The sequence below is a fragment of the Bradyrhizobium sp. JHI2711 genome (assembly GCF_056156565.1).
On record NZ_JBPZPT010000002.1, the window covers coordinates 41,673 to 63,376 of the forward strand.

Here is a 21,704-nt window from a genome sequence, read left to right on the forward strand (position 1 = left end):
GGAATTCGACCATGTCGGACCTAGACCGTAACTACGCTTCTCCTTTCGGCAGGGCCGCCGGGCGTGTTGACGCCGCGACGGTCGATGCCGGCCTGCGCGCCTATATGCTGCGCATCTACAACTACATGAGCATTGGCCTGGCCATCACCGGCCTTGCCGCGCTCGGCGTCTACATGGCCGCCGTGACCGACGTTCCGACGGCGGACGCCGTCCGCGTCGGCAAGGTGTTCCTGACACCGTTCGGCTACGCCATGTTCGTCAGCCCCCTGAAGTGGCTGTTCATCCTGGCGCCGCTCGCGATGGTGTTCGTGATCTCGGCGGGCATAAACCGTCTGGCACCCTCGACCGCCCAGATCCTGTTCTGGGTGTTCGCGGCGCTGATGGGCATCTCGCTGTCGTCGATCTTCCTGGTGTTCACGCACACCTCGATCGTGCGGGTGTTCTTCATCACCGCGGCGACCTTCGGTGCGCTGAGCCTCTACGGCTACACCACCAAGCGTGACCTGACCGGCATGGGCTCATTCCTGTTCATGGGCCTGATCGGCATCGTTCTCGCCAGCCTGGTGAACCTGTTCCTGGCCAGCTCGATGCTGCAGTTCATCGTGTCGGTGGTCGGCGTGCTGGTGTTCTCGGGCCTGACTGCCTGGGATACCCAGCGGCTGAAGAACGACTACATCTACGGCTATGCCTCGGCCGGCGGTGACGTCGCAGAGCGTTCGGCCATCACCGGCGCACTGTCGCTGTACCTGAACTTCATCAACCTGTTCACGCTGCTGCTGCAGCTCCTCGGCCAGCGCGAGTAAGCTCTGAGACGAGAGAACGGACACGAACCCCGGCCGAAAGGCCGGGGTTTTTGTTTGGAGGGTACGGCCTCTCCCCGTCATTGCGAGGAGCTCGCGACAAAATTGCGCAGCAATTTTGCGCCGATGCGACGACGCAATCCAGAGCCCCTCCGCAGATGCATTTCTGGATTGCTTCGCTGCGCTCGCAATGACGGGTGTGGAGGCAGCGCAGCCTCTTCCGGCCCCTCAGGGAACGCTCTATCCTTCCCCCATGTCCGCACCCGATATCAGGCCCACCACCGAGGCCGACCTCCCCGCCGTCACCGCCATCTACCAGCAGGCCGTCCGCGAGGGCACGGCGACGTTCGAGCTGGAGCCGCCCGACCTCTCGGAAATGACGCGCCGCTATCGCGCGCTGATCGACGGCGGCTATCCCTATTTCGTCGCCATGCTGGACGGCCGCGTGGCCGGCTATGCCTATGCCGGCGCCTACCGGCCGCGGCCCGCCTATCGCTTCACGGTGGAGAACTCGATCTATCTCGATCCGTCCTTCCACCGCCGCGGCGTCGGCTCAATGCTGCTGGAACGGCTGATCGTCGAATGCGAAGCGCGCGGCTTTCGCCAGATGATCGCTGTCATCGGCGATTCCGCCAATGCCGGGTCGATCGGCGTGCACACAAGGTGCGGCTTCAAGATGATCGGCACGCATCCCAGTGTCGGGCTGAAATTCGGCCGCTGGCTGGACACCGTGATGATGCAGCGCGACCTCGGCGAGGGCGCAAGCACGGTGCCGGGGAAGTAGTTCATCCGTCATTCCGGGGCGATGCACAGCATCGAACCCGGAATCCATTGAACGGCAGGGGCGGTGGAGGGAGGGATGGATTCCGGGCTAGCGACTTCGTCGCGCCCCGGAATGACGATCGATGGTTCGGCTAAACCACCGCCAATTTGCGATCGATCACCAGCAGCACCCGCTCGAGCTCGTGGCCGCGACGCAGGATCAGGCCGGTCGCCGAGATCACGCTGTACATGCCCTGTTTGCGCGCCAGGCGCGGGTCCTTCTCGATGCGATAGATCGGCACTTCCGAGGCGCGGCGATAGACCGAGAACACGGCGCGGTCCTTCAGGAAGTCGATGGCATAGTCGCGCCATTCGCCGTCGGCGACCATGCGGCCGTAGAGATTGAGAATCCGGTGCAGCTCGAGCCGGTTGAACGTCACCCGGTTCGGCTGCGCAAGCGCCGCGGCAGGACGCGCCGCCGCGCGCTGCTCGCTCGGGTCGGCATCCTCCGACGTCAGACTCATGGGAAGCGCCTCCTCATCGCACGGCTACCCGCGTCCGCCAAGATCGTCCCGGAACCGCGTTCGTGACAATTGCATGATTGCGCCAACCGTTCCGCATCGCAAGGGGCTCGACCCATCGAATCGGCGTCGCATCAGGGCACACGCAAGGGTGGAACTCCGTCGCGGCAAACCGTCACGGGATCGTTAGCAGGAATCATAGTATCGCCGCTTTTCCGCCAACCGCCTGCCGCCCTGCACTGCGAAAAGGGTGACGTGCGTTGACCCGGTCCTTTCGGTTCCGGATTCCTCAGCCCCCAGCCCCCCGGGGTCGAACAGGATCGGGTCTGTACGCACGACAAGGAGGGCCAACGCAAGTTGGTCCTTTTTTGTTTGTGCCGAGATGTTTCCGGGTCCGCCGTCATTCCCGGGCGCGCGAAGCGCGAGCCCGGAATCCATTTACCATCACACAAGCTGAGAAATGGATTCCGGGTTCGCGCCAAGAGGCGCGCCCCGGAATGACGAGCATCAATTGCTGAGACGTTCTGCCTGCTTCAATGCAGCGACGTGTAGGCCGCACCCAGCATCGGGCCCGGCCTCTCGCGGCTGCCGTCCTGGACGTAGACCACCGCGCCGTCGACGCCGTCGCGCGTGAGGTTCTCGATCGGCACCGTCCAGCTCTCCGGACGGCCGGTCCAGTCGCCGACCTTGAGCAGGCTGCGCACCACGTTGTGATAGGTGACCTGCTGTCCCTTGTTCTCGCCGCGGGTGATCGCGATCGGCACCGACTTCGCGATCGAGCAGATCCAGACCTCGCCGCGCGAGACCGTGGGCTCCTTGCTTGCGGCTACCGACACGTTGATCTGCTTGCCCGAGAGCGACATCGTCACCGGCACGCTCATCACGCCAGTGCCCTTGTCGGTCTTGCCGATCGCGTTCTCGATGCCGGTGCGATCGCTGCCGATGACATGGGTGGAGCCGTTGACCACGACCTGCGGCGTGTAGACCTCGCGGTCGCCGCGCATGCGCGAATAGGCACGCTGCCGTGCAGAGAAGCGCGAATCCGCCAGCGTGTCCTTCCAGCCGAGATAGTCCCAATAATCGATCGGCATGCTCAGCGCGATGACCGAGGGGTCCTTGGAGAGATCGCCGATGATCTGGTCGGCGGGCGGGCAGGAGGAGCAGCCCTGCGAGGTGAACAATTCGACGACGGCGCGGGGTTCAGCTTCGGCAGGACGAATGACGGCGATGATCGCACATATGCCGAGAGCTCCCGACCAGAGGGCGCCGGACCAACGTGGAATCAGATGGGAAGCCGTCATTGTCGTCATGTCGAACGCCGCACACCGTTGCTCTCAGGGGGAAATCTTATCGCCGGATGGTCACCGTAGTCTTACGGGGCGCGGTACATTCATCCATCCGGGCCACCGTCCAAAGGGAGGTTTTCCGCCGGGCGGGCCCATCTGAAGCGTACCGCAAACGCGCGAAGGCGGCCTTTGATAGGCCGCCTTCGTTAAGGCTTCTACTCACTTCGCAGTGAGCCATCATTCACAAATCCGCGTTTACGCCGCGAGCTTGCGCAGCACGTAGTGCAGGATGCCGCCGTTGCGGTAGTAGTCGAGCTCGTCCAGCGTATCGATGCGGCAGAGCAGCGAAACGCGCTGCAGCGAACCGTCGCCGGAGACGATCTCCGCGGTCAGCTTCTGGCGCGGCTTGAGGTCGCCGACGAGGCCGCGGATGGTCACCTTCTCGTCGCCCTTCAGCCCAAGCGACTGCCAGGAGGTGCCTTCCTCGAAGGTCAGCGGCAGCACGCCCATGCCGACCAGGTTGGAGCGGTGGATGCGCTCGAAGCTCTGGCAGATCACGGCGCGCACGCCGAGCAGGCGCGTGCCCTTGGCGGCCCAGTCGCGCGAGGAGCCGTTGCCATACTCGGCACCGGCGAACACCACCAGCGGCACCTTCTCTTCCTGGTACTTCATCGCGGCGTCGTAGATCGACATCTGCTCGCCGTCGGGCCAGTGCTTGGTCAGGCCGCCCTCGGGGATGTTTCCGTCCGCGCCCTTCAGCATGAAGTTCTTGATGCGGATGTTGGCGAAGGTGCCGCGCATCATCACTTCATGGTTGCCGCGACGCGTGCCGTACTGGTTGAAGTCGGCCGGACGCACCTGGTGCTCGCTGAGATATTTGCCGGCGGGCGAGGTGAGCTTGATCGAGCCGGCCGGCGAGATGTGGTCGGTGGTGATCTTGTCGCCGAACATGGCGAGGATGCGCGCCTCGACGATGTCGGTGACCGGCTCCGGCTCCTTCTTCATGCCTTCGAAGTAGGGCGGGTTCTGCACATAGGTCGAAGACATGTTCCAGCGATAGGTCTCACTCTCGACTGTCTTGATCTTGCGCCAGTTGGTGTCGCCCTTGAACACGTCGGCATACTTCTTCTTGAAGATCGACGCGGTCACGAACTTCTTCATGAAGGCGTTGATCTCCTTGGTCGTCGGCCAGATGTCCTTCAGGTACACCGGCTTGCCGTCCTTGCCCTCGCCGAGCGGCTCGGTGGCGAGGTTCTTGGTGACGCTGCCCGCGAGCGCGTAGGCGACCACCAGCGGCGGCGAGGCCAGGTAGTTCGCCTGCACATCCGGCGAAACGCGGCCTTCGAAGTTGCGGTTGCCGGAGAGCACGGCGGCCGCGACGACGCCGTTGTCGTTGATCGACTTCGAGATCTCCTCAGGCAGCGGACCGGAATTGCCGATGCAGGTGGTGCAGCCGAAGCCGACCAGGTTGAATCCGACTTTGTCGAGATCGGGCTGCAGACCGGAATTGGCGAGATATTCCGCGACCACCTGGCTGCCCGGCGCGAGCGAGGTCTTCACCCACGGCTTGGCCTTGAGGCCCTTCGCAGCCGCATTGCGCGCGAGCAGGCCGGCACCGATGAGCACGCTCGGGTTCGAGGTGTTGGTGCAGGAGGTGATCGCAGCGATCACGACGTCGCCATGGCCGATGTCGAAGTTCTTGCCGTCGACGGGGAAACGCTTGGCCGGCTCCTCGGCCTTCTTGTACTCGCTGGCAAGCGCGAGCGAGAAGCCGTCCGCGACGGTCGGCAGCGCGATGCGGCCTTCGGGACGCTTCGGGCCCGCCATCGACGGCACGACGTCGCCGAGGTCGAGGGTCAGCGTTTCCGTGAACACGGGGTCGGGCGACTTGGCCGTGCGGAACAGGCCCTGCGCCTTGGCATAGGCCTGCACCAGCGCGACGCGGGCCGAGGCACGGCCGGAGGTCTTGAGATAATCGAGCGCGGCGGCATCGACCGGGAAGAAGCCGCAGGTCGCGCCGTATTCGGGCGCCATGTTGGCGATCGTCGCCTTGTCGGCGACCGAGAGGTGGTCGAGGCCGGGGCCGAAGAACTCGACGAACTTGCCGACCACGCCAAGCTTGCGCAGCATCTGCGTCACGGTGAGCACGAGGTCGGTCGCGGTGACGCCTTCCTTCAGCGCGCCCTTCAGCTTGAAGCCGACGACGTTGGGCAGCAGCATCGACAGCGGCTGGCCGAGCATGCAGGCTTCCGCCTCGATGCCGCCGACGCCCCAGCCGAGCACGGCAAGGCCGTTGACCATGGTGGTGTGCGAATCGGTGCCGACCAGCGAATCGGGATAGGCCACCTCGAAGGTGCCGGTCTTCTTGCCGACGGTCATCTTCTCCTTCTTGGTCCAGACCGTCTGGGCCAGATATTCGAGGTTGACCTGATGGCAGATGCCGGTGCCAGGCGGCACGACGGAGAAGTTCGAGAACGCCTTCTGGCCCCACTTCAGGAACTCGTAGCGCTCCTGGTTCTGCTTGTATTCCTCGGTGACGTTCTTGCCGAAAGCCTTGTTGTCGCCGAAGAAGTTCACGATCACGGAATGGTCAATGACGAGATCGACGGGCACCAAGGGGTTGATCTTCTCAGGCTCGCCGCCGAGCTTCTGCATCGCGTTGCGCATCGCGGCGAGGTCGACCACCGCGGGCACGCCGGTGAAGTCCTGCATCAGCACCCGCGCCGGGCGGAAGGCGATCTCATGCTCCAGCGACTTCTTGCGCAGCCATTTCGACACCGCGACGATGTCTTCCTTCTTGACCGAGCGGCCGTCCTCGTTGCGCAGCAAATTCTCGAGCAGGACCTTCATCGAGTAGGGAAGTTTCGAAATTCCCTTCAGACCATTCTTCTCGGCGGTGGGCAGGCTGTAATAGACATAGGTCTTGGCGCCGACCTTGAGAGTCTTTTTGCATTTGAAGCTGTCGAGCGAGGTCATGTAGGAGATCCCAATTGCTAGTTATACCCGGCAGGGTATTTTAACACCGTCAGCGTATCAGGCTGGGCCGCTTGCAGGGGCAGGTTGAGTTGCTGCATCAAGTAGTTCCGGGCTTATAGAAGCTTTCTAACCGCGCCGCCACAGCCACTATCGTGCCGCAGCAATTCGCGAGCCAAAAATTCCCATGCGCTACCCCAAGATTTCCTGAGGCCCGGCTGTGAGCGGACTGAACCAAGGCGACATGCGGCTGTCAGGTCACGGGCTGAGATGCGTGCGGGGCGGGCGCGAGGTGTTCGCCGGGCTCGATTTCGCGGCCGGGTCGGGCGAGGCCGTGGCTGTGGTCGGCCGCAATGGATCGGGCAAGACCTCGCTGCTGCGGCTGATCGCGGGCCTGCTCGTCCCCGCCGGCGGGACGATCGCGCTGGAGGGAGACCATAGCGAGCTGACTCTGGCGGAGCAGTGCCACTATCTCGGCCATCGCGATGCCCTGAAGCCGGCGCTGAGCGTGGCCGAAAACCTGACGTTTTGGGCTGATTTTCTCGGCGGCGAGCGTTTCGATGCCGTCGAGAGCCTTGCCAAGGTGGGGCTCGACCACGCCATCCATCTGCCCGCCGGATTCCTGTCCGCGGGACAGCGCCGCCGGCTCTCGCTGGCGCGGCTGCTGACCGTCCGCCGCCCGGTCTGGCTCCTGGATGAGCCGACCAATGCGCTTGATGTCGCCGGTCAGGACATGTTCGCCGGCCTGATGCGCGAGCATCTGGCCGCCGGCGGCATGATCGTCGCGGCGACGCATGCCCCGCTCGGCATCGAATCGCGGGAGCTGCGGATCGGAGGTGTGGCGTGAAGTTCAAGCACCCTCAGTTTTCCAAGCGGCCGCGCGCTGCTCTCCCCGTTCCCCCGCCTCTCCCGCGTACGGGAGAGGCGGGCGCGGAGCGCCGGGAGAGGGTTCTCTCCTCTGGGGGAGTCGTCGTTGTCGAGACACCCTCTCCCCACCCCTCCCCCGCAGGCGGGGGAGGGAGCGCACCGCACCCGGAGCTCCAGCCCGGCTCCCACGTCCGCTCCGCCGGGAGAGCCGCCCCATGACCGCCCTTGCCGCCCTCATCCGCCGGGACATCCGCATCGCGCTCCGCGTCGGCGGCGGGGCCTTGATTGGCGTCTTGTTCTTCCTGACCGTGGTGGTGCTGATGCCGTTCGCGGTCGGGCCGGATCTGGCGCTGCTGTCGCGGCTGGGACCTGCGATCCTCTGGCTCGGCGCCCTCCTGGCCAGCCTGCTGACCCTCGACCGGCTGTTCATGGCCGACCATGAGGACGGCTCGCTCGACCTGATCACGATGAGCCGAACGCCGCTGGAACTCGCCTGCGCCGCCAAGGCGCTGGCGCATTGGCTCGCCGCCGGCCTGCCGCTGATTGTCGCAACCCCCGTGCTCGGCCTGTTGCTCAACCTCGACATGATCGCCACGGCCGCGGTGGCGCTGACGCTGCTGGCGGGCACTCCGGCGCTGACCTTCACCGGCATGATCGGCGCGGCGCTGGCGGTGACGCTGCATCGCGGCGGGCTGTTGATGGCGGTGCTGGTGCTGCCGCTGTCGATTCCCGTGCTGATTTTCGGCGTTGCGGCCTCGCAGGCGGTGATCGTCGGTCCCATGACCTTCGGCGCGCCGTTCTCGATCCTGTGCGCACTGTCGCTGGTCAGCCTCGTGATCGGCCCGTTCGCGGCCGCAGCAAGCCTGCGGCATGGCCTCGACTGAGATGGGCTCGACGGACCTTGACCCGGATCAACTTTCGCGACGGGCTTTCGTGCTGATTGCCTGAGCGGCCCCCGGTGATTATCAGGATACCATGACGCTGATCGACCTCGCCAACCCCACGCGGTTCCTCGCGCTGACAGCGCGGGTGTTGCCGTGGCTGGCGGCCGCGACAATCATCCTGCTCACGATCGGTCTCTATCAAGCTGCGCTCGCGCCCGACGACTATCAGCAGGGCGCGACCGTCAAGATCATGTTCATCCACGTGCCCAATGCCTGGCTGTCGATGTTCGTGTGGGGCGTGATGAGCATCGCATCGTTGGGCACGCTGGTGTGGCGGCATCCGCTCGCCGACGTCGCCGCCAAGGCCGCAGCTCCGATCGGCGCCGCCTTCACCTTCCTCGCGTTGCTCACGGGCTCGCTCTGGGGCCGGCCGATGTGGGGCACCTATTGGGAATGGGACGCGCGGCTGACCTCGGTGCTGATCCTGTTCCTGATGTATCTCGGCCTGATGGCGCTGTGGCGCGCGGTCGACGATCCCTCGCGTGCGGCGCGCGCTGCCGCGGTACTGACCCTGGTCGGCGCGATCAACCTGCCGATCATCAAGTTCTCGGTCGATTGGTGGAACACGCTGCACCAGCCCGCCTCGGTGATACGCATGGGCGGCTCGGCGCTGGACAAGTCGTTCCTGATTCCGCTGCTGGTGATGGCGGTCGCCTTCACGCTGCTGTTCGTCACGCTGCACCTGGCCGCGATGCGCAACGAGATTTTGCGCCGCCGTGTCCGCTCGCTGCAGATGATGCAGGCCAGCCGGATCGCGTTTTCGAGCGAAGTGGCCGCCGGTTCGCGTGAAGACAACGCGTCCAAAGAAGCTGGGGCTGCATGACGATGTCGCTCGGTCCTTATGCCACTTTCATAGTGGCGTCTTACGCAGCTGTCGCCCTCGTGGTCGCGATCCTGATCGGCTGGGTCATGCTCGATTATCGCAGCCAGACGCAGCGCCTGCGCGAGCTGGAGCAGCGCGGCATCACCCGCCGGTCGGGCCGCAGCGCGACGGAGCTGCGATGAGCGATCAGCCTGCTTCCGCTCCGCCACAGCGCCGCGCCTTCCTGGTGATGCTGCCGCTGATCGTCTTCATCGGCCTCGCGCTTCTGTTCTGGTTCCGGCTCGGCAGCGGAGATCCCTCGCGGATTCCCTCGGCGCTGATCGGCCGGCCCGCACCGCAGACCGTGCTGCCGCCGCTCCAGGGATTGCAAGAGAATGGCGCGCAGGTCCCGGGACTCGATCCCGCCGCCTTCAAGGGCAAGGTCAGCCTCGTCAACGTCTGGGCGTCCTGGTGCGTGCCCTGCCATGACGAAGCGCCGCTTTTGACCGAAATGGCAAAAGACAAGCGCTTCCAGCTGGTCGGCATCAACTACAAGGACGCCGCCGACAATGCGCGCCGCTTCCTCGGCCGCTACGGCAACCCGTTCGGCCACGTCGGCGTCGACGCCAACGGCCGCGCGTCGATCGAATGGGGCGTCTATGGCGTGCCGGAGACCTTCGTCGTCGGGCGCGAGGGCACCATCGTCTACAAGCTGGTCGGGCCGATCACGCCGCAAAATCTCAAGGCCGTGCTGATGCCGGAGCTGGAGAAGGCGCTGAAGGCAGGGTCGTAGCGAAGATCGTCATTGCGAGGAGCTCTTGCGACGAAGCAATCCAGAGTCCCTCCGCAGAGGCATTCTGGATTGCTTCGCTTCGCTCGCAATGACGAGCGGACCATCACCCCTTGCTCACATCCCCCGCCTCGGCCTCGCTTCTCTCCAGCGAGACCGGCGCCAGATGATAGCGCTTGGTCAGCGGCATCTGTGCGATGGCGAAGATCATCGTGATCGGAGTGACGCCGAATACCTTGAAGTTCACCCAGAAATCCGTGCTCTGGGTGCGCCAGACGATCTCGTTCAGCACCGCCATTCCGGCGAAGAACAGCGCCCAGCGCAAGGTGAGGATGCGCCAGCCCTGCGGCGTCAGGTTGAACACCTGGTCGAACATCACGGCGATGAAGGAACGGCCGAACAACAGGCCGCCGCCGAGGATCGCGGCGAACAGGCCGTAGATGATGGTCGGCTTGAGCTTGATGAACGTCTCGTCGTGCAGCACCAGGGTCAGCGTGCCGAACACCAGCACGATCACGCCCGTGACGATCGCCATGATCGGGATGTGACGCGTCACGATGTAAGAGGCGGCCATCGCGACCGCGATGGCCACCATGAAGGCGCCGGTCGCCGCGAACAGATTGAACTTCGCGTTGACGAAGAAAAACACGAGCAGCGGACCGAGCTCGGTCGCGAGCTTGAACAGCGGATGCGGCTGGGTCTTGTCCATTCTCTGTTCCGTATCTCCCATCCTTCGAGACGACCGCTTCGCGGTCTCCTCAGGATGAGGACCTCATGTGTGGCACGACCTCATCCTGAGGAGCCGCGCAAGCGGCGCCTCGAAGGATGACGCTATTCGATTCCGGCGATGGCGCGGGCGAAGTCGCGCGCGGTGAAGGGCGCGAGATCGTCGACGCCTTCGCCGACGCCGATGAAGTGCACCGGCAGCTTGAACTTCTCCGCGAGCGCCACCAGGATGCCGCCGCGCGCGGTGCCGTCGAGCTTGGTCATCACGAGGCCGGTGACCCCGGCGGTGCGATGGAAGGCCTCGACCTGCGACAGCGCATTCTGGCCGACGGTCGCATCCAGCACCAGCAGCACGGCATGCGGCGCAGTGTCATCCACCTTGCGGATCACGCGCACGACCTTCTCGAGCTCGTTCATCAGCTCGGCCTTGTTCTGCAAGCGGCCGGCGGTGTCGATCAGCAGCACGTCGACATTCTGCTCCTTCGCCGCGGTGAGCGCGTTGAAGGCAAGGCTCGCCGAATCCGAGCCCTGCGCGCCTGCGATGACGGGCGTCTTCGTCCGCTCGCCCCAGACCTTGAGCTGCTCGATGGCGGCGGCGCGAAACGTGTCGCCGGCAGCCAGCATCACCTTGCGGCCTTCGGAGGCGAATTTCTGCGACAGCTTGCCGATCGTGGTGGTCTTGCCGGAACCGTTGACGCCGACCACGAGGATCACGAACGGCTTTTTTGCCGCATCGATCACGAGCGGCTTTGCCACCGGCGACAGCACCTTCTCGACCTCGGTCGCGACGACGTCCTTGACCTCGTCCGCCGAGATCGCCTTGTCGTAGCGCCCCGTGCCGACGGCATCCGCAATGCGCACCGCGACCGACGTGCCGAGGTCGGCGCGCAGCAGCACGTCCTCGATGTCGTCGAGCATGGCGCGGTCGAGCTTGCGCTTGGTGACGAGGTCGGCGACCGCGGTCCCAAGCGAGGACGAGGTGCGCTTCAGCCCATTGGACAGGCGGCGCCACCAGCTCAGCTTGGGGGTCTCGGAGGTGGTATCGTTCATGGTGGCGTGTTAGCCGTTCCGGCCCGTAAACGAAAGCCTTGACCGAAAGTCCTGCGATTGCTCGATGTTCCCCAAATGACCGCCGATGAGATCTTGGCCCGCGTGCTCCATCGCGACGGCCTGATGCTGGTCATCGACAAGCCTGCCGGCCTGCCGGTGCATCGCGGCCCCAAGGGCGGCCCCAATCTGGAGGATTGCTTCGACGCGCTGCGTTTCGGCCTGCCGCGACCGCCGGTGCTGGCCCACCGGCTGGACAAGGACACCTCGGGCTGCCTCGTGCTCGGCCGCCACCGCAAGGCGACGGCATCGCTGGGCCTTTTGTTCAAGCACGGCAAGATCGGCAAAACCTACTGGACCGTGGTCGAAGGCGGCCCTGCCGAGGACGAAGGCACCATCGACATGCCGCTCGGCCGGCTCAATGCCGAACGCGGCTGGTGGCAGAAGCCGGATCCGGAAGGGCAGAAGGCGATCACGAGCTGGAAGGTGATGGGCCGGGGCGACGGTTTCACCTGGCTTGCCATGGAACCGGTGACCGGCCGGACCCATCAATTGCGGGTGCATGCGGCCGCGAGCGGCTGGCCGATCTTCGGCGATAACATTTACGGCAACGGTCCGCGCTTCGGCGAGCCGCGCCTGCACCTGCATTCGCGCGAGATCGTGGTGCCGATCTCCCGGAACAAGGAGCCGGTCCGCGTGGTGGCGCCGGCCCCGCCGCATATGCACGAGAAGCTCCGGGCCTGCGGGTGGAAGGGGGAGTAGCCTCTTAGACCCTCATGGTGAGGAGGCGCGTCAGCGCCGTCTCGAACCATAGAGGCCCCGCAGGCGCATCGCGGTCGTATCCATCCTTCGAGACGCCCGCTTCGCGGGCTCCTCGGGATGAGGAGCGGTGGTCGGTCGAGAAGCGGCTGTGCTCGGCTACCGTGCCATGGTTTACGAAACCTTCAGCGCTCGCCTCTAATGATAACGGTTGCTTAGAACAAGCTTCCGTAACCGCTCAGGACGAGCCGCGCGCGATGACCAATTCCGGGCTATCGATCATCGACGAGGTCGAATCCGCACTGCGGATCGGCTCGCCGGAAAAGGGCCTGGCGACGGCCCGGCGCGTCACCGAGCTGTTCCTCTCCTCCGCCGGCAATTTCGGCGACGAGCAGATCGCGCTGTTCGACGACGTGCTCGAGCGCCTGATCGGCACCATCGAGCTGCGCGCCATCGCCGATGTGGCAGCGCGCGTGGCGCTGGCCGAGATCAGCGCGCAGCTGGCGCCGATCGCGCAGGCGCCGCTGTCGGTGATCCGCCGCCTCGCCAACAATGACGAGATCCGCATCGCCGGCCCCGTGCTGCAGGAATCCGCGCGCCTCGACGACGGCGAGCTGGTGAAGATCGCATCAGCTAAGGGCGAGCCGCATCTGCTCGCGGTCGCCGGCCGCTGGTGGCTGAAGGAGATCGTCACCGACGCGCTGCTGGCGCGCCGTTATCCCAGCGTCAGCCGGCGGCTCGCCGCCAATCCCGGCGCGCGCGTGTCCGCAAAGGGATTTGCCATCATCGTCGGCCAGGCCGAAAGAGACCCGGAGCTCGCAGTCAGTGTCGGCGTCCGCGTCGACTTGCCCTCGGAGCTGCGCCGCCAATTGCTGCGCTCGGCGACCGACGCCGTGCGCACCCGCCTGTTGTCGCGCGCCCCGCCGCATCTGTTCGAGGAAATCCAGAGCGCGATCGCCGCCGTCGCCATCGGCGCCGAACGCGAAATGTCGGCGGTGCGCGATTTCGAAGGTGCCAAGCGCGCCATCGCTGGCCTCAAGGCCACCGGCCAGCTCAACGAGGCGACGCTGCTCGGCTTCGCCAGACAACGCCGCTATGAGGAGACGGTGGCGGCGCTGGCGGCATTATCAGGGTCGACGGTCGAGGTGATCCGTCCGCTGATGCAGAGTCTGCGCGAGGACGGCCTGCTGGTGCCGTGCAGGGCCGCACAGCTCGGCTGGGAAACGGCCATGGCCGTGCTCGAATGCCGTTTCGCGACCGGCGCGATGAAGCCGGCCGACGTCGCGCGGGCGCAGGGGCATTTTGCGAGGATGACGGCGGAGAATGCCAAGCGGACGTTGCGGTTCTGGCAGGTGCGGGCGTCGTAGTTTTCCTCTCCCCTTATGGGAAAGGGCAAAGAGCAGCTGCTTACGTCTTCAGTCGCTCGCCATCGCTGCCGGCTATCTTCAGCGACACCACACTCCCAACCCGCTCGCCCGCAATCGCCACCGGCAGATAATGCTCCGTGCGGCCCTGCCCCCCGCTCTCGATCAGCACATCGCGCGTTGCGCCGATCTCGGCTTGCAGGCGCTGCCGCAACGCTGCTTCACCGGCCGCACGCAGCCGTCGCGCACGCTCCTTGATCAGGCCTCCCGCCACCTGCGGCATCCGCGCGGCGGGCGTGCCGGGCCGCGGCGAATAAGGGAAGACGTGCAGGAAGGTCAGGCCGCATTGGTCCACGAGACCCAGCGAGCGCGAGAACATGTCCTCGGTCTCGGTCGGGAAGCCCGCGATGATGTCGGCGCCGAAGACGACATCGGGGCGCAGGCGGCGCACCTGCTCGCAGAAGCCAATCGCATCCTGCCGCGAATGCCGCCGCTTCATGCGCTTCAGGATCATGTCGTCGCCCGACTGCAGCGACAGGTGCAGGTGCGGCATCAGGCGCGAATCGTCGGCGATGGCATCGAGCAGGTCGTCATCGGCCTCGATCGAATCGATCGAGGAGATGCGCAGGCGCTTGAGCTCGGGCACATGGCGCAGGATCTGCTTGGTCAGCAGGCCGAGCTTGGGCGCGCCGGGCAGGTCCGCACCGTAGCTCGTGAGATCGACGCCGGTCAGCACGATCTCGGCATGGCCGCGCTCGACCAGGGTGCGCACCTGATCGACCACCGCGCCCATCGGCACCGAGCGCGAATTGCCGCGGCCGAACGGGATGATGCAGAAGGTGCAGCGATGATCGCAGCCGTTCTGCACCTGCACGAAGACGCGCGGCAGGCCGCTCGCATAGCCATCGACGAGGTGCGGCGCCATCTCCTTCACCGCCATGATGTCGCCGACGGCGATCTTCTCGCTGGCGCCAAGATCGAAAGCGTGGCGCGTCTCCCGCCACGCTTCGCCGCGCATCTTGTCGTCATTGCCGACGACGCGATCGACCTCGGCCATGCCCGCAAACATCGCAGCCTGCGTCTGCGCCGCGCAGCCGGTGACGACGATGCGCGCCTCGGGGCGCTCGCGCTTCAGCTTGCGGATCGATTGGCGCGCCTGCGCCACCGCCTCGTTGGTGACGGCGCAGCTGTTGATGACTATGGTGTCGGAAAGCCCTGCGACTTCCGCCTTGCTGCGGATCACCTCGGCCTCGAAGGCGTTGAGGCGGCAGCCGAAGGTGACGATGTCGACGGCCATCAGGCGACCGGCGCGAACAGCGCCGGATCGAAGCTGCCCTCATATTCGAAGGTCGCGGTGCCCGTCATCAGCACGTGGTCGTCGCGCTCGCGCCATTCGATGCCGAGCTTGCCGCCGGGCAATGTGATCTCGACCTTGCGCTCGGCGCGCTTCAGCCGCGCGGCGGCGACCGCCGTGGCGCAGGCCGCCGACCCGCACGCCTTGGTCAGGCCGGCACCGCGCTCCCAGGTGCGGATCGTGATGTGCTCGCGATCGACGATATGGGCCAGCGTGATGTTGGCGCGCTCGGGAAAGATCGGATGGTTTTCCAAGAGCGGACCGAAGCGGCCGAGATCGTAGGCGTTGACGTCGTCGACCCAGAACACCGCGTGCGGATTGCCCATGCTCACCACTGAGGGCGAATGCAGAATGGGATTGTCGATCGGCCCGATCTGCAATTCGATGTAGCGGGTGTCGCGAAACTCTTCCGCCAGCGGAATGTCCTGCCAGCCGAACTTCGGCGCGCCCATATCCACTGTGTAGAGGTCGGGCGCCGGACCCTGCCAGGCATTGAGCAGGCCGGCGGCCGTCTCGAAGGTCGCGGTGGTCTGCCCGGTCTTCTCGAAGATGCGGCGCACGACGCAGCGCATGCCGTTGCCGCAGGCACCGGCCTCCGAGCCGTCGTTGTTGTAGATGCTGATGAAGGCCTCGGTGCCGTCGAGCCGCGGCCTCTGCAGCACCATGAGCTGGTCGTAAGCCACGCCGCCGTTCGCGGACGCGACGGCGCGGGCATCGTCCGGCGTGACCTTGGCCGCCGAATCGCGCAAGTCGACAACGACGATCTCGTTGCCGATGCCGTTCATCTTGGCAAATGCGTGGTTGGCCAGCGCGCTCATGAAAATTCCCGAATTTCGCCTGCCTTATATGGCGATCCTCGGCCGCTTGGCCAGTGATTTGCCACCCGGGTCGGGACATCGGGCAAGGTGCCTGCCATGACGCATCTGTCATGGGACGAATTCGGCGCTCGCGTGTTAGAACGGCGCGGTTCGCGCGAACCGGGACGCGCGGACGGGTTAAGGCCTTGGTGGGTAAGGCCTTGATGAATTGAGGCCCCGACGAAGCGGGCCTCGGGGAGAATAAAATGAACACTTTTCGTCGCCTCGCTTTGGCCGCGCTGATCCCGGCTGCGGCCTTGTCGCATGGGCTGTCAGGCGCTCTGGCGCAGACCGCGAGCCCGGCGCCGGCCGCATCGGCAAGTCCCTCGCCGGCCCCGACGGCTTCGCCCGCCCCGGCTGCAAGTGCCTCGCCCGCCCCCGCTGCCACCCCCTCGCCTGCGGCGAGCGCCTCACCCGCTCCTGCAGCATCGCCAGCGCCCGCCGCCAGCGCCTCGCCCAGCCCGCCCCCGGCCGCCGCCGCGACCCCCGCCCCGGTTCAGACCGCCGATCCCTTTGGCCTCGAGACCATGCTCGAGTCGAAGAAGGTCGTGATAGTCAAGGGCACCGCCAATTGGGACTCCGCCTTCGACACGCTGATCGACGCCTTCAAGGCGTTGAACACGCTGCTCGACAAGCAGGGCATCAAGCCATCGGGCAATTCGATGATCGTCTACACATCGACGGACGATACCGGCTTCACCTTTCTTGCCCAGATCCCGGTCGATCAGGACCCGAAGAACCTGTCCAAGGACATGAGCATCGGCAAATCGCCTGAAGGCAAGGCGCTGAAATTCGTCCATCGCGGCTCCTACGACAACATGGACAATACGTATGAGGCGATCACCAATCACCTCGACGACAAGAGGCTGGAAGCCAAGGACACCTTCATCGAGGAGTACCTCACCGATCCCCTAAAGACGTCCGAGGACAAGCTCGTGATCAATGTTTTCGTGCCACTGAAGTGAGACTGATGAAAAAGCCTGCCCTACTCGCCGCCGCCCTCGCCGCCACGCTACTCGCCGCGCCCGCGCGCGCCGAGGATTTTCCCTCCGCAATCTCGGTGAGCGGCGAAGCCTCCGTGTCCGCGGCGCCCGATCTCGCGCAAATCGATGCCGGCGTCGCCAACGACGCCAAGACAGCGAAAGAGGCCTCCGATGCCAACAACGCCGCGATGGGCAAGGTGCTGCTGGCGCTGAAGAGCGCAGGCATCGCCGAGAAGGATTACCAGACCTCGCGGCTGTCGCTGCAGCCGCAATACGGCCAGAACAAATCCACCGGCGCCTCGCCGGTGGTCGGCTTCCGCGCGAGCAACCGCGTCACCGTCAAGATCCGCGACGTGACCAAGGTGGCCGGCATCATCGACACGCTGGTCAGCGCCGGCGCCAACGACATCGGCAACATCTCCTTCGAGGTGACGCAGGCCTCGAAGCTGCTTGACGATGCGCGCGAGCAGGCGGTGGCCGACGCGCGGCGCAAGGCGGAGATTTACGCGAAGGCCGCCGGTGTGACGCTGGGCGCGCCGCTCAGCGTCACCGAGGGCGGCGGCCCGGTGCCGCTGTTCAAGGGCCGCATGGCCGAACGGATGGCCGCCGCCCCACAGGCCGCGGTCGCGCCGGGCGAGGAGACGCTGACGGTGACGGTGAATGTGAGCTGGGCGATCAAGCCGGGGCAGTAGCCGCTTTCGTAAGAGGCGCATCGTCGCAATACCAATGGGCCGACGACCCGATCATACGTCCGGCGGCAGGGATAGCATCGTTGCCCGATCAATCATTCACGCTGATATCAGTAAAAAGGAACCCCGCCGGCGTCTTGGTAAAGACGAAGATGAGCTCGCCGCAGAAGACGAAGTAACTGTCGTTCTTATAGTCATCGCGATCGTAGACGGCCTTGCCGCGCTGGATACACGCGCGATTCCTCGCCGTGAACGAGGTCCGATAGGTCTTGGCGCCAAATTGCGCGGCGTCGCGAATTGCGTTGTCGTTCATGAATGGCAATCGTGTCATACCGGCGACGGCGGCGGAATCGTTTGCCTTCAGCGCCGCGCGAAACTTCTCGATGAAGCCATCGAATTCCTTCTGCAAGGCAGGAGAAGCGACGGCGTTCTTCGCCTGGGCGACGGCCGGAGCAAGGTTCACGAGAGCGGTTGCAAGCACAATTCTCAGCAAAAATCCCACAGGCCGGCTCCATCCATCGATTAATAAAGGTCTTCCGACCAAAAGAAATCCATGGTGCTTTGTTGCGTCATGGGTTTTCTGGTTCAACGGCGCAGAACCGCACGCACCTGCCGCGATGGGAGCAAAGCGGACATTGCTTTCGTCGCATCAAGCCGCCGGGTTTATGGATACACGACCTAAATCTCCACCACCTGCCCCGGCAGCATCGCCACGAATCTTTCCTGCGGAATCTTCGCGGCATCCAGCGCCTCGACCAGCGCTGTCGCCGGCGCGTCGATCGCTTCGTCCGTCAGTTGGAACGTGCCGTGGTGATGCCCGAGCGCTTGCTCGGCGCCGCAATCGGCCAGCGCCTTCACCGCATCTTCGGGGTTCATGTGCTGGTCGCGCATGAACCAGCGCGGCTCGTAGGCGCCGATCGGGAGGATCGCCAGGCGCAGCTTGCCGTGCTTCTCGGCGACGCGGCGGAAATGGCGGCCATCGCCGTAGCCGGAATCGCAGACCACGTAGATCTTCCCGGCCGGCGTCTCCAGGACAAAGCTCGCCCACAGCGCCTTGTTGCGGTCGAACAGGCCGCGCGCGGTCCAGTGCCTTGTCGGCACTAAATGCACCGCGACGCCTTCGCCGAGTTCGACGCGATCATGCCAGTCGAACGCCTCCACCTTGATGCCGGGATCCCAGCTGCGCATGGTGACGTCGTTGCCGAGCGGGGTGACGACGCGCGGGGCGAAATTCTTGGTGAGCCGCGACAGCGTCGCGATGTCGAGATGGTCGTAATGGCCGTGCGAGACCAGCACGACGTCGATCTTCGGCAGCTTCTCGAAGGCGATGCCGGGGTCGTTGTGCCGCTTCGGCCCGGCGAAGGCGACCGGCGAGACCCGCTCCGACCAGACCGGATCGACCAGGATGTTGAGGCCGCCGGCCTGGATCAGCCAGCTGGCATGACCGACGAAGGAGAGCCGCACCTTGTCGCCGTCAACGCGCGCCGGCGGGGTGTCGGCATGGGGACTGGGCGCCCAATCCGGCCAAGTCGCCCGCTGCCGCTTGCCGCCGAGCTGCCAGCGCAGCACCTCGCGCAGCGATTTCGGCGGCGCCCCGTCCGGATCGAAGAAGGTCAGGCCGTCGAAATGATCGGAGGCGGGGCCGTCATAGGTTTTCATGCTGGACATCCAGAGGGAGGGGATGCCGACCAGCGCACCGGTTCCGGCGAATAGTCCGAAAAGGCGGCGGCGGGTGATCGGCACGGCGGGCTTCTAGGGATGGTTGGAGGGGTAAGACATCACCGCCTATATGGGCGGGGCTGGCGGAAAAGGAACCTGCGACAAAAGGATCACGTTTTCAGAACCTTGCCTTACCAAGGGCGGGCCGACACCCTAACTTTCCTTGACTTTTGAGCGGGAGCGGCGTTTAACCCGGCCACTTTCTCGGAAAGGCTTTCTTTTCGACCCGCCGACCGGCCTCGAGGCCGGAGGTCAACGCCCGACAGCGCTGTGCGCCCTCGGGCGCAAAGGTGTTTGGAAGATGCTCATCCAGGAAGGTGTCATCGCCCGACTTGATCGGGCGATCCAGTATCCCAGAGGCGGCTCGGCTTGAACTGAGGTGCTGCGGCGTACTGGATGCCCCGCCTTCGCGGGGCATGACAGCGGTGAGTTACGGAGCGCTCTTCCCATCGGGAAGACAGCAACAGGACAACGGCATTGTTCGACAATCTGTCGGAACGGCTTGGTGGCATTCTCGATCGTCTGACGGGGCGCGGTGCGCTGACCGAAAAGGACGTCGACGCCGCGATGCGCGAGGTGCGCCGCGCGCTGCTGGAGGCCGACGTCGCGCTGGAAGTCGTGCGCAGCTTCACCGAGCGCGTGCGCGAACAGGCGATCGGCGCCACAGTCGTCAAGTCGGTCACCCCCGGCCAGATGGTGGTGAAGATCGTCCATGACGAGCTGGTCAACACGCTGGGCGCCGAAGGCCAGACCATCGACGTCAATTCCGTGCCGCCGGTGCCGATCATGATGGTCGGCCTGCAGGGCTCCGGTAAGACCACCACCACCGCCAAGCTCGCCCGCCGCCTGGTCCAGCGCGACAAGCGCAAGGTCTTGATGGCCTCGCTCGACGTCTACCGTCCGGCGGCGATGGAGCAGCTGGCCGTGCTCGGCCGCGACCTCGACATTCCCACTTTGCCAATCGTTGCCGGCCAGCAGCCGCCGCAAATTGCGAAACGTGCGCTGGAAGCCGGCAAGCTCGGCGGCTACGACATCGTGCTGCTCGACACCGCCGGCCGTACCACGCTCGACGAAGAGATGATGGCGGAAGCCGCTGCCATCAAAGCGGCGGCCAACCCGCACGAAGTGCTGCTGGTCGCGGACTCGCTCACCGGCCAGGACGCCGTGAATCTGGCGCGCTCGTTCGACCAGCGCGTCGGCCTCACCGGCATCGTGCTCACACGCGTTGACGGCGACGGCCGCGGCGGCGCCGCGCTGTCGATGCGCGCCGTCACCGGCAAGCCGATCAAGCTGATCGGCACCGGCGAAAAGACCGACGCGCTGGAAGACTTCCACCCGGATCGTATCGCCGGCCGCATCCTCGGCATGGGCGACGTGGTGTCGCTGGTCGAGCGCGCCGCCGCCAATATCGACGCCGAGAAGGCCGCACGCACCGCCGAGCGCATGCGCAAGGGTCAGTTCGACCTCAACGACATGCGCGAGCAGCTGCTGCAGATGGCCAACATGGGCGGCATCAGCGGGCTGATGGGCATGATGCCCGGCATCTCCAAGATGAAGAACCAGATCGCGGCCGCCGGCATCGACGACAAGATCCTGAAGCGCCAGGTCGCGATCATCGATTCCATGACGCGCGAGGAGCGGCGTCATCCGGACCTCTTGAAGGCCAGCCGCAAGAAGCGCATCGCGGCCGGCAGCGGCCAGAGCGTCGAGCACGTCAACAAGCTGCTGAAGATGCACCGGAACATGGCCGACGTGATGAAGGCCATGGGATCGGGCAAGCGCGGCCCGCTCGCCGGCATCGCACAGGCGATGGGTTTTGGCGGCGGCATGAAGATGCCCTCGCCCGAAGAGATGAAGGCGCTGCAGGAGAAGATGCAAGGCGCGGGCGGCGGACAAGGCCTGCCGAATCTGCCGAAGGATCTGCCGCCCGGTCTTCGCTCGGGCCTACCGAATTTGCCGGGACTTACGGGTCTCAGCGGCAAGCCGACCCTTCCGGGTCTGGGCGGCTTTCCCGGCAAGAAGAAATGAGGAATTCGTCGCACGGGATCATCAGCATCTCGCGCGGCGCGGAAATACCAATCCACCGAACAAAACGTACTTTGCAAACCACACTTTCAAGGAGAACTGAATGTCCGTCGTTATCCGTCTCGCCCGTGCAGGCACCAAGAAGCGTCCCGTCTATCACGTCGTCGTCGCCGATTCGCGCTTTCCGCGCGATGGCCGCTTCATCGAGCGTCTCGGCCATTTCAATCCGCTGCTGCCGAAGGACAACGAGACCCGCCTCAAGCTCGACATGGACAAGGTGAAGGCCTGGCTCGCCAAGGGCGCGCAGCCGTCGGATCGCGTCGCGCGTTTCCTCGATGCCGCCGGCGTCAAGAAGCGCGAAGCCCGCAACAACCCTGAGAAGGCCGTGCCGCGCAAGGAGCGCAAGGCGCAGGCCGAAGCCGCCGCCAAGGCGTAA

The 21,704-nt window shown here is 65.3% G+C and carries 22 protein-coding genes; 13 read left to right on the forward strand and 9 right to left on the reverse strand.

What is annotated here, in order from left to right; translation table 11 throughout:
* Window positions 1–11: 11 nt before the first annotated feature.
* Window positions 12–803, forward strand: coding sequence for a Bax inhibitor-1/YccA family protein (locus ACTEK7_RS12710; RefSeq protein ID WP_036008808.1), 792 nt, complete (start codon window positions 12–14; stop codon window positions 801–803).
* Window positions 804–1,053: 250 nt separating this feature from the next.
* A complete protein-coding gene (locus ACTEK7_RS12715) occupies window positions 1,054–1,584 on the forward strand; it encodes a GNAT family N-acetyltransferase (protein ID WP_036008811.1) in 531 nt (176 codons plus the stop codon).
* A 130-nt stretch (window positions 1,585–1,714) separates the two neighbouring features.
* On the opposite strand, the gene ACTEK7_RS12720 is transcribed toward ACTEK7_RS12715, so the two are convergent.
* From ACTEK7_RS12720 to acnA, 3 genes are all read right to left on the reverse strand, one after another.
* The gene (locus tag ACTEK7_RS12720; RefSeq protein WP_036024594.1) at window positions 1,715–2,086 is read right to left on the reverse strand and encodes a DUF2794 domain-containing protein; all 372 of its coding nucleotides are present in this window, start codon (window positions 2,084–2,086) and stop codon (window positions 1,715–1,717) included.
* Window positions 2,087–2,616: 530 nt separating this feature from the next.
* Window positions 2,617–3,393 carry a DUF1223 domain-containing protein gene (locus ACTEK7_RS12725; protein ID WP_057026569.1) on the reverse strand — a complete coding sequence of 259 codons (777 nt, stop codon included), beginning with the start codon at window positions 3,391–3,393 and terminating at the stop codon, window positions 2,617–2,619.
* Between the two features lie 231 nt (window positions 3,394–3,624).
* The gene (gene acnA, locus ACTEK7_RS12730; protein ID WP_036040732.1) at window positions 3,625–6,345 is read right to left on the reverse strand and encodes an aconitate hydratase AcnA; all 2,721 of its coding nucleotides are present in this window, start codon (window positions 6,343–6,345) and stop codon (window positions 3,625–3,627) included.
* 241 nt (window positions 6,346–6,586) lie between these two features.
* Between acnA and ccmA the strand changes: the two genes are divergently transcribed.
* From ccmA to ACTEK7_RS12755, 5 genes are all read left to right on the forward strand, one after another.
* Entirely contained in the window at window positions 6,587–7,189 is a 603-nt protein-coding gene (gene ccmA / locus ACTEK7_RS12735) for a heme ABC exporter ATP-binding protein CcmA (RefSeq protein WP_225148685.1), read from the forward strand.
* A 235-nt stretch (window positions 7,190–7,424) separates the two neighbouring features.
* Complete coding sequence (gene ccmB / locus ACTEK7_RS12740) at window positions 7,425–8,093, forward strand: heme exporter protein CcmB (protein ID WP_025032861.1); 669 nt, start codon at window positions 7,425–7,427, stop codon at window positions 8,091–8,093.
* A gap of 91 nt (window positions 8,094–8,184) precedes the next feature.
* Window positions 8,185–8,976 (forward strand): heme ABC transporter permease, encoded by a 792-nt coding sequence (locus ACTEK7_RS12745; protein ID WP_225148682.1) that lies wholly within the window; start codon window positions 8,185–8,187, stop codon window positions 8,974–8,976.
* Complete coding sequence (gene ccmD, locus ACTEK7_RS12750) at window positions 8,973–9,158, forward strand: heme exporter protein CcmD (RefSeq protein WP_225148683.1); 186 nt, start codon at window positions 8,973–8,975, stop codon at window positions 9,156–9,158. Before ACTEK7_RS12745 ends, ccmD begins: the two co-directional genes overlap by 4 nt.
* Window positions 9,155–9,748, forward strand: coding sequence for a DsbE family thiol:disulfide interchange protein (locus ACTEK7_RS12755; protein WP_225132161.1), 594 nt, complete (start codon window positions 9,155–9,157; stop codon window positions 9,746–9,748). Before ccmD ends, ACTEK7_RS12755 begins: the two co-directional genes overlap by 4 nt.
* Before the next feature lie 103 nt (window positions 9,749–9,851).
* Here the strand turns inward: ACTEK7_RS12755 and ACTEK7_RS12760 are convergent, their stop codons facing one another.
* Window positions 9,852–10,454 (reverse strand): septation protein A, encoded by a 603-nt coding sequence (locus ACTEK7_RS12760; RefSeq protein WP_225138552.1) that lies wholly within the window; start codon window positions 10,452–10,454, stop codon window positions 9,852–9,854.
* Between the two features lie 122 nt (window positions 10,455–10,576).
* Entirely contained in the window at window positions 10,577–11,521 is a 945-nt protein-coding gene (ftsY, locus tag ACTEK7_RS12765; RefSeq protein ID WP_036008849.1) for a signal recognition particle-docking protein FtsY, read from the reverse strand.
* A gap of 75 nt (window positions 11,522–11,596) precedes the next feature.
* Between ftsY and ACTEK7_RS12770 the strand changes: the two genes are divergently transcribed.
* The gene (locus ACTEK7_RS12770) at window positions 11,597–12,280 is read left to right on the forward strand and encodes an RluA family pseudouridine synthase (protein ID WP_225148684.1); all 684 of its coding nucleotides are present in this window, start codon (window positions 11,597–11,599) and stop codon (window positions 12,278–12,280) included.
* A 254-nt stretch (window positions 12,281–12,534) separates the two neighbouring features.
* Window positions 12,535–13,644: a DUF2336 domain-containing protein gene (locus ACTEK7_RS12775; RefSeq protein ID WP_109141831.1), complete on the forward strand. Its 1,110-nt coding sequence runs from the start codon at window positions 12,535–12,537 to the stop codon at window positions 13,642–13,644.
* Window positions 13,645–13,684: 40 nt separating this feature from the next.
* Here ACTEK7_RS12775 and mtaB read toward each other — a convergent pair whose 3' ends face one another.
* Together mtaB and dapF are read right to left on the reverse strand one after the other, a co-directional pair.
* Window positions 13,685–14,938, reverse strand: coding sequence for a tRNA (N(6)-L-threonylcarbamoyladenosine(37)-C(2))-methylthiotransferase MtaB (gene mtaB, locus ACTEK7_RS12780; RefSeq protein ID WP_109141832.1), 1,254 nt, complete (start codon window positions 14,936–14,938; stop codon window positions 13,685–13,687).
* Window positions 14,938–15,813 carry a diaminopimelate epimerase gene (gene dapF, locus ACTEK7_RS12785; protein ID WP_109141833.1) on the reverse strand — a complete coding sequence of 292 codons (876 nt, stop codon included), beginning with the start codon at window positions 15,811–15,813 and terminating at the stop codon, window positions 14,938–14,940. Before dapF ends, mtaB begins: the two co-directional genes overlap by 1 nt.
* Window positions 15,814–16,058: 245 nt before the next feature.
* On the opposite strand from dapF, the gene ACTEK7_RS12790 reads away from it, so the two are divergent.
* Entirely contained in the window at window positions 16,059–16,817 is a 759-nt protein-coding gene (locus ACTEK7_RS12790; RefSeq protein ID WP_474808592.1) for a GyrI-like domain-containing protein, read from the forward strand.
* A 5-nt stretch (window positions 16,818–16,822) separates the two neighbouring features.
* On the forward strand, window positions 16,823–17,527 hold the full coding sequence (locus tag ACTEK7_RS12795) for an SIMPL domain-containing protein (protein ID WP_036040768.1): 705 nt from the start codon (window positions 16,823–16,825) through the stop codon (window positions 17,525–17,527).
* An 88-nt stretch (window positions 17,528–17,615) separates the two neighbouring features.
* Here the strand turns inward: ACTEK7_RS12795 and ACTEK7_RS12800 are convergent, their stop codons facing one another.
* Together ACTEK7_RS12800 and ACTEK7_RS12805 are read right to left on the reverse strand one after the other, a co-directional pair.
* On the reverse strand, window positions 17,616–18,026 hold the full coding sequence (locus ACTEK7_RS12800) for a hypothetical protein (protein WP_225135298.1): 411 nt from the start codon (window positions 18,024–18,026) through the stop codon (window positions 17,616–17,618).
* Window positions 18,027–18,202: 176 nt separating this feature from the next.
* Entirely contained in the window at window positions 18,203–19,267 is a 1,065-nt protein-coding gene (locus tag ACTEK7_RS12805; RefSeq protein WP_225148312.1) for an MBL fold metallo-hydrolase, read from the reverse strand.
* 453 nt (window positions 19,268–19,720) lie between these two features.
* On the opposite strand from ACTEK7_RS12805, the gene ffh reads away from it, so the two are divergent.
* Entirely contained in the window at window positions 19,721–21,271 is a 1,551-nt protein-coding gene (gene ffh / locus ACTEK7_RS12810) for a signal recognition particle protein (protein WP_036024559.1), read from the forward strand.
* A gap of 100 nt (window positions 21,272–21,371) precedes the next feature.
* Entirely contained in the window at window positions 21,372–21,704 is a 333-nt protein-coding gene (gene rpsP / locus ACTEK7_RS12815) for a 30S ribosomal protein S16 (protein ID WP_025032875.1), read from the forward strand.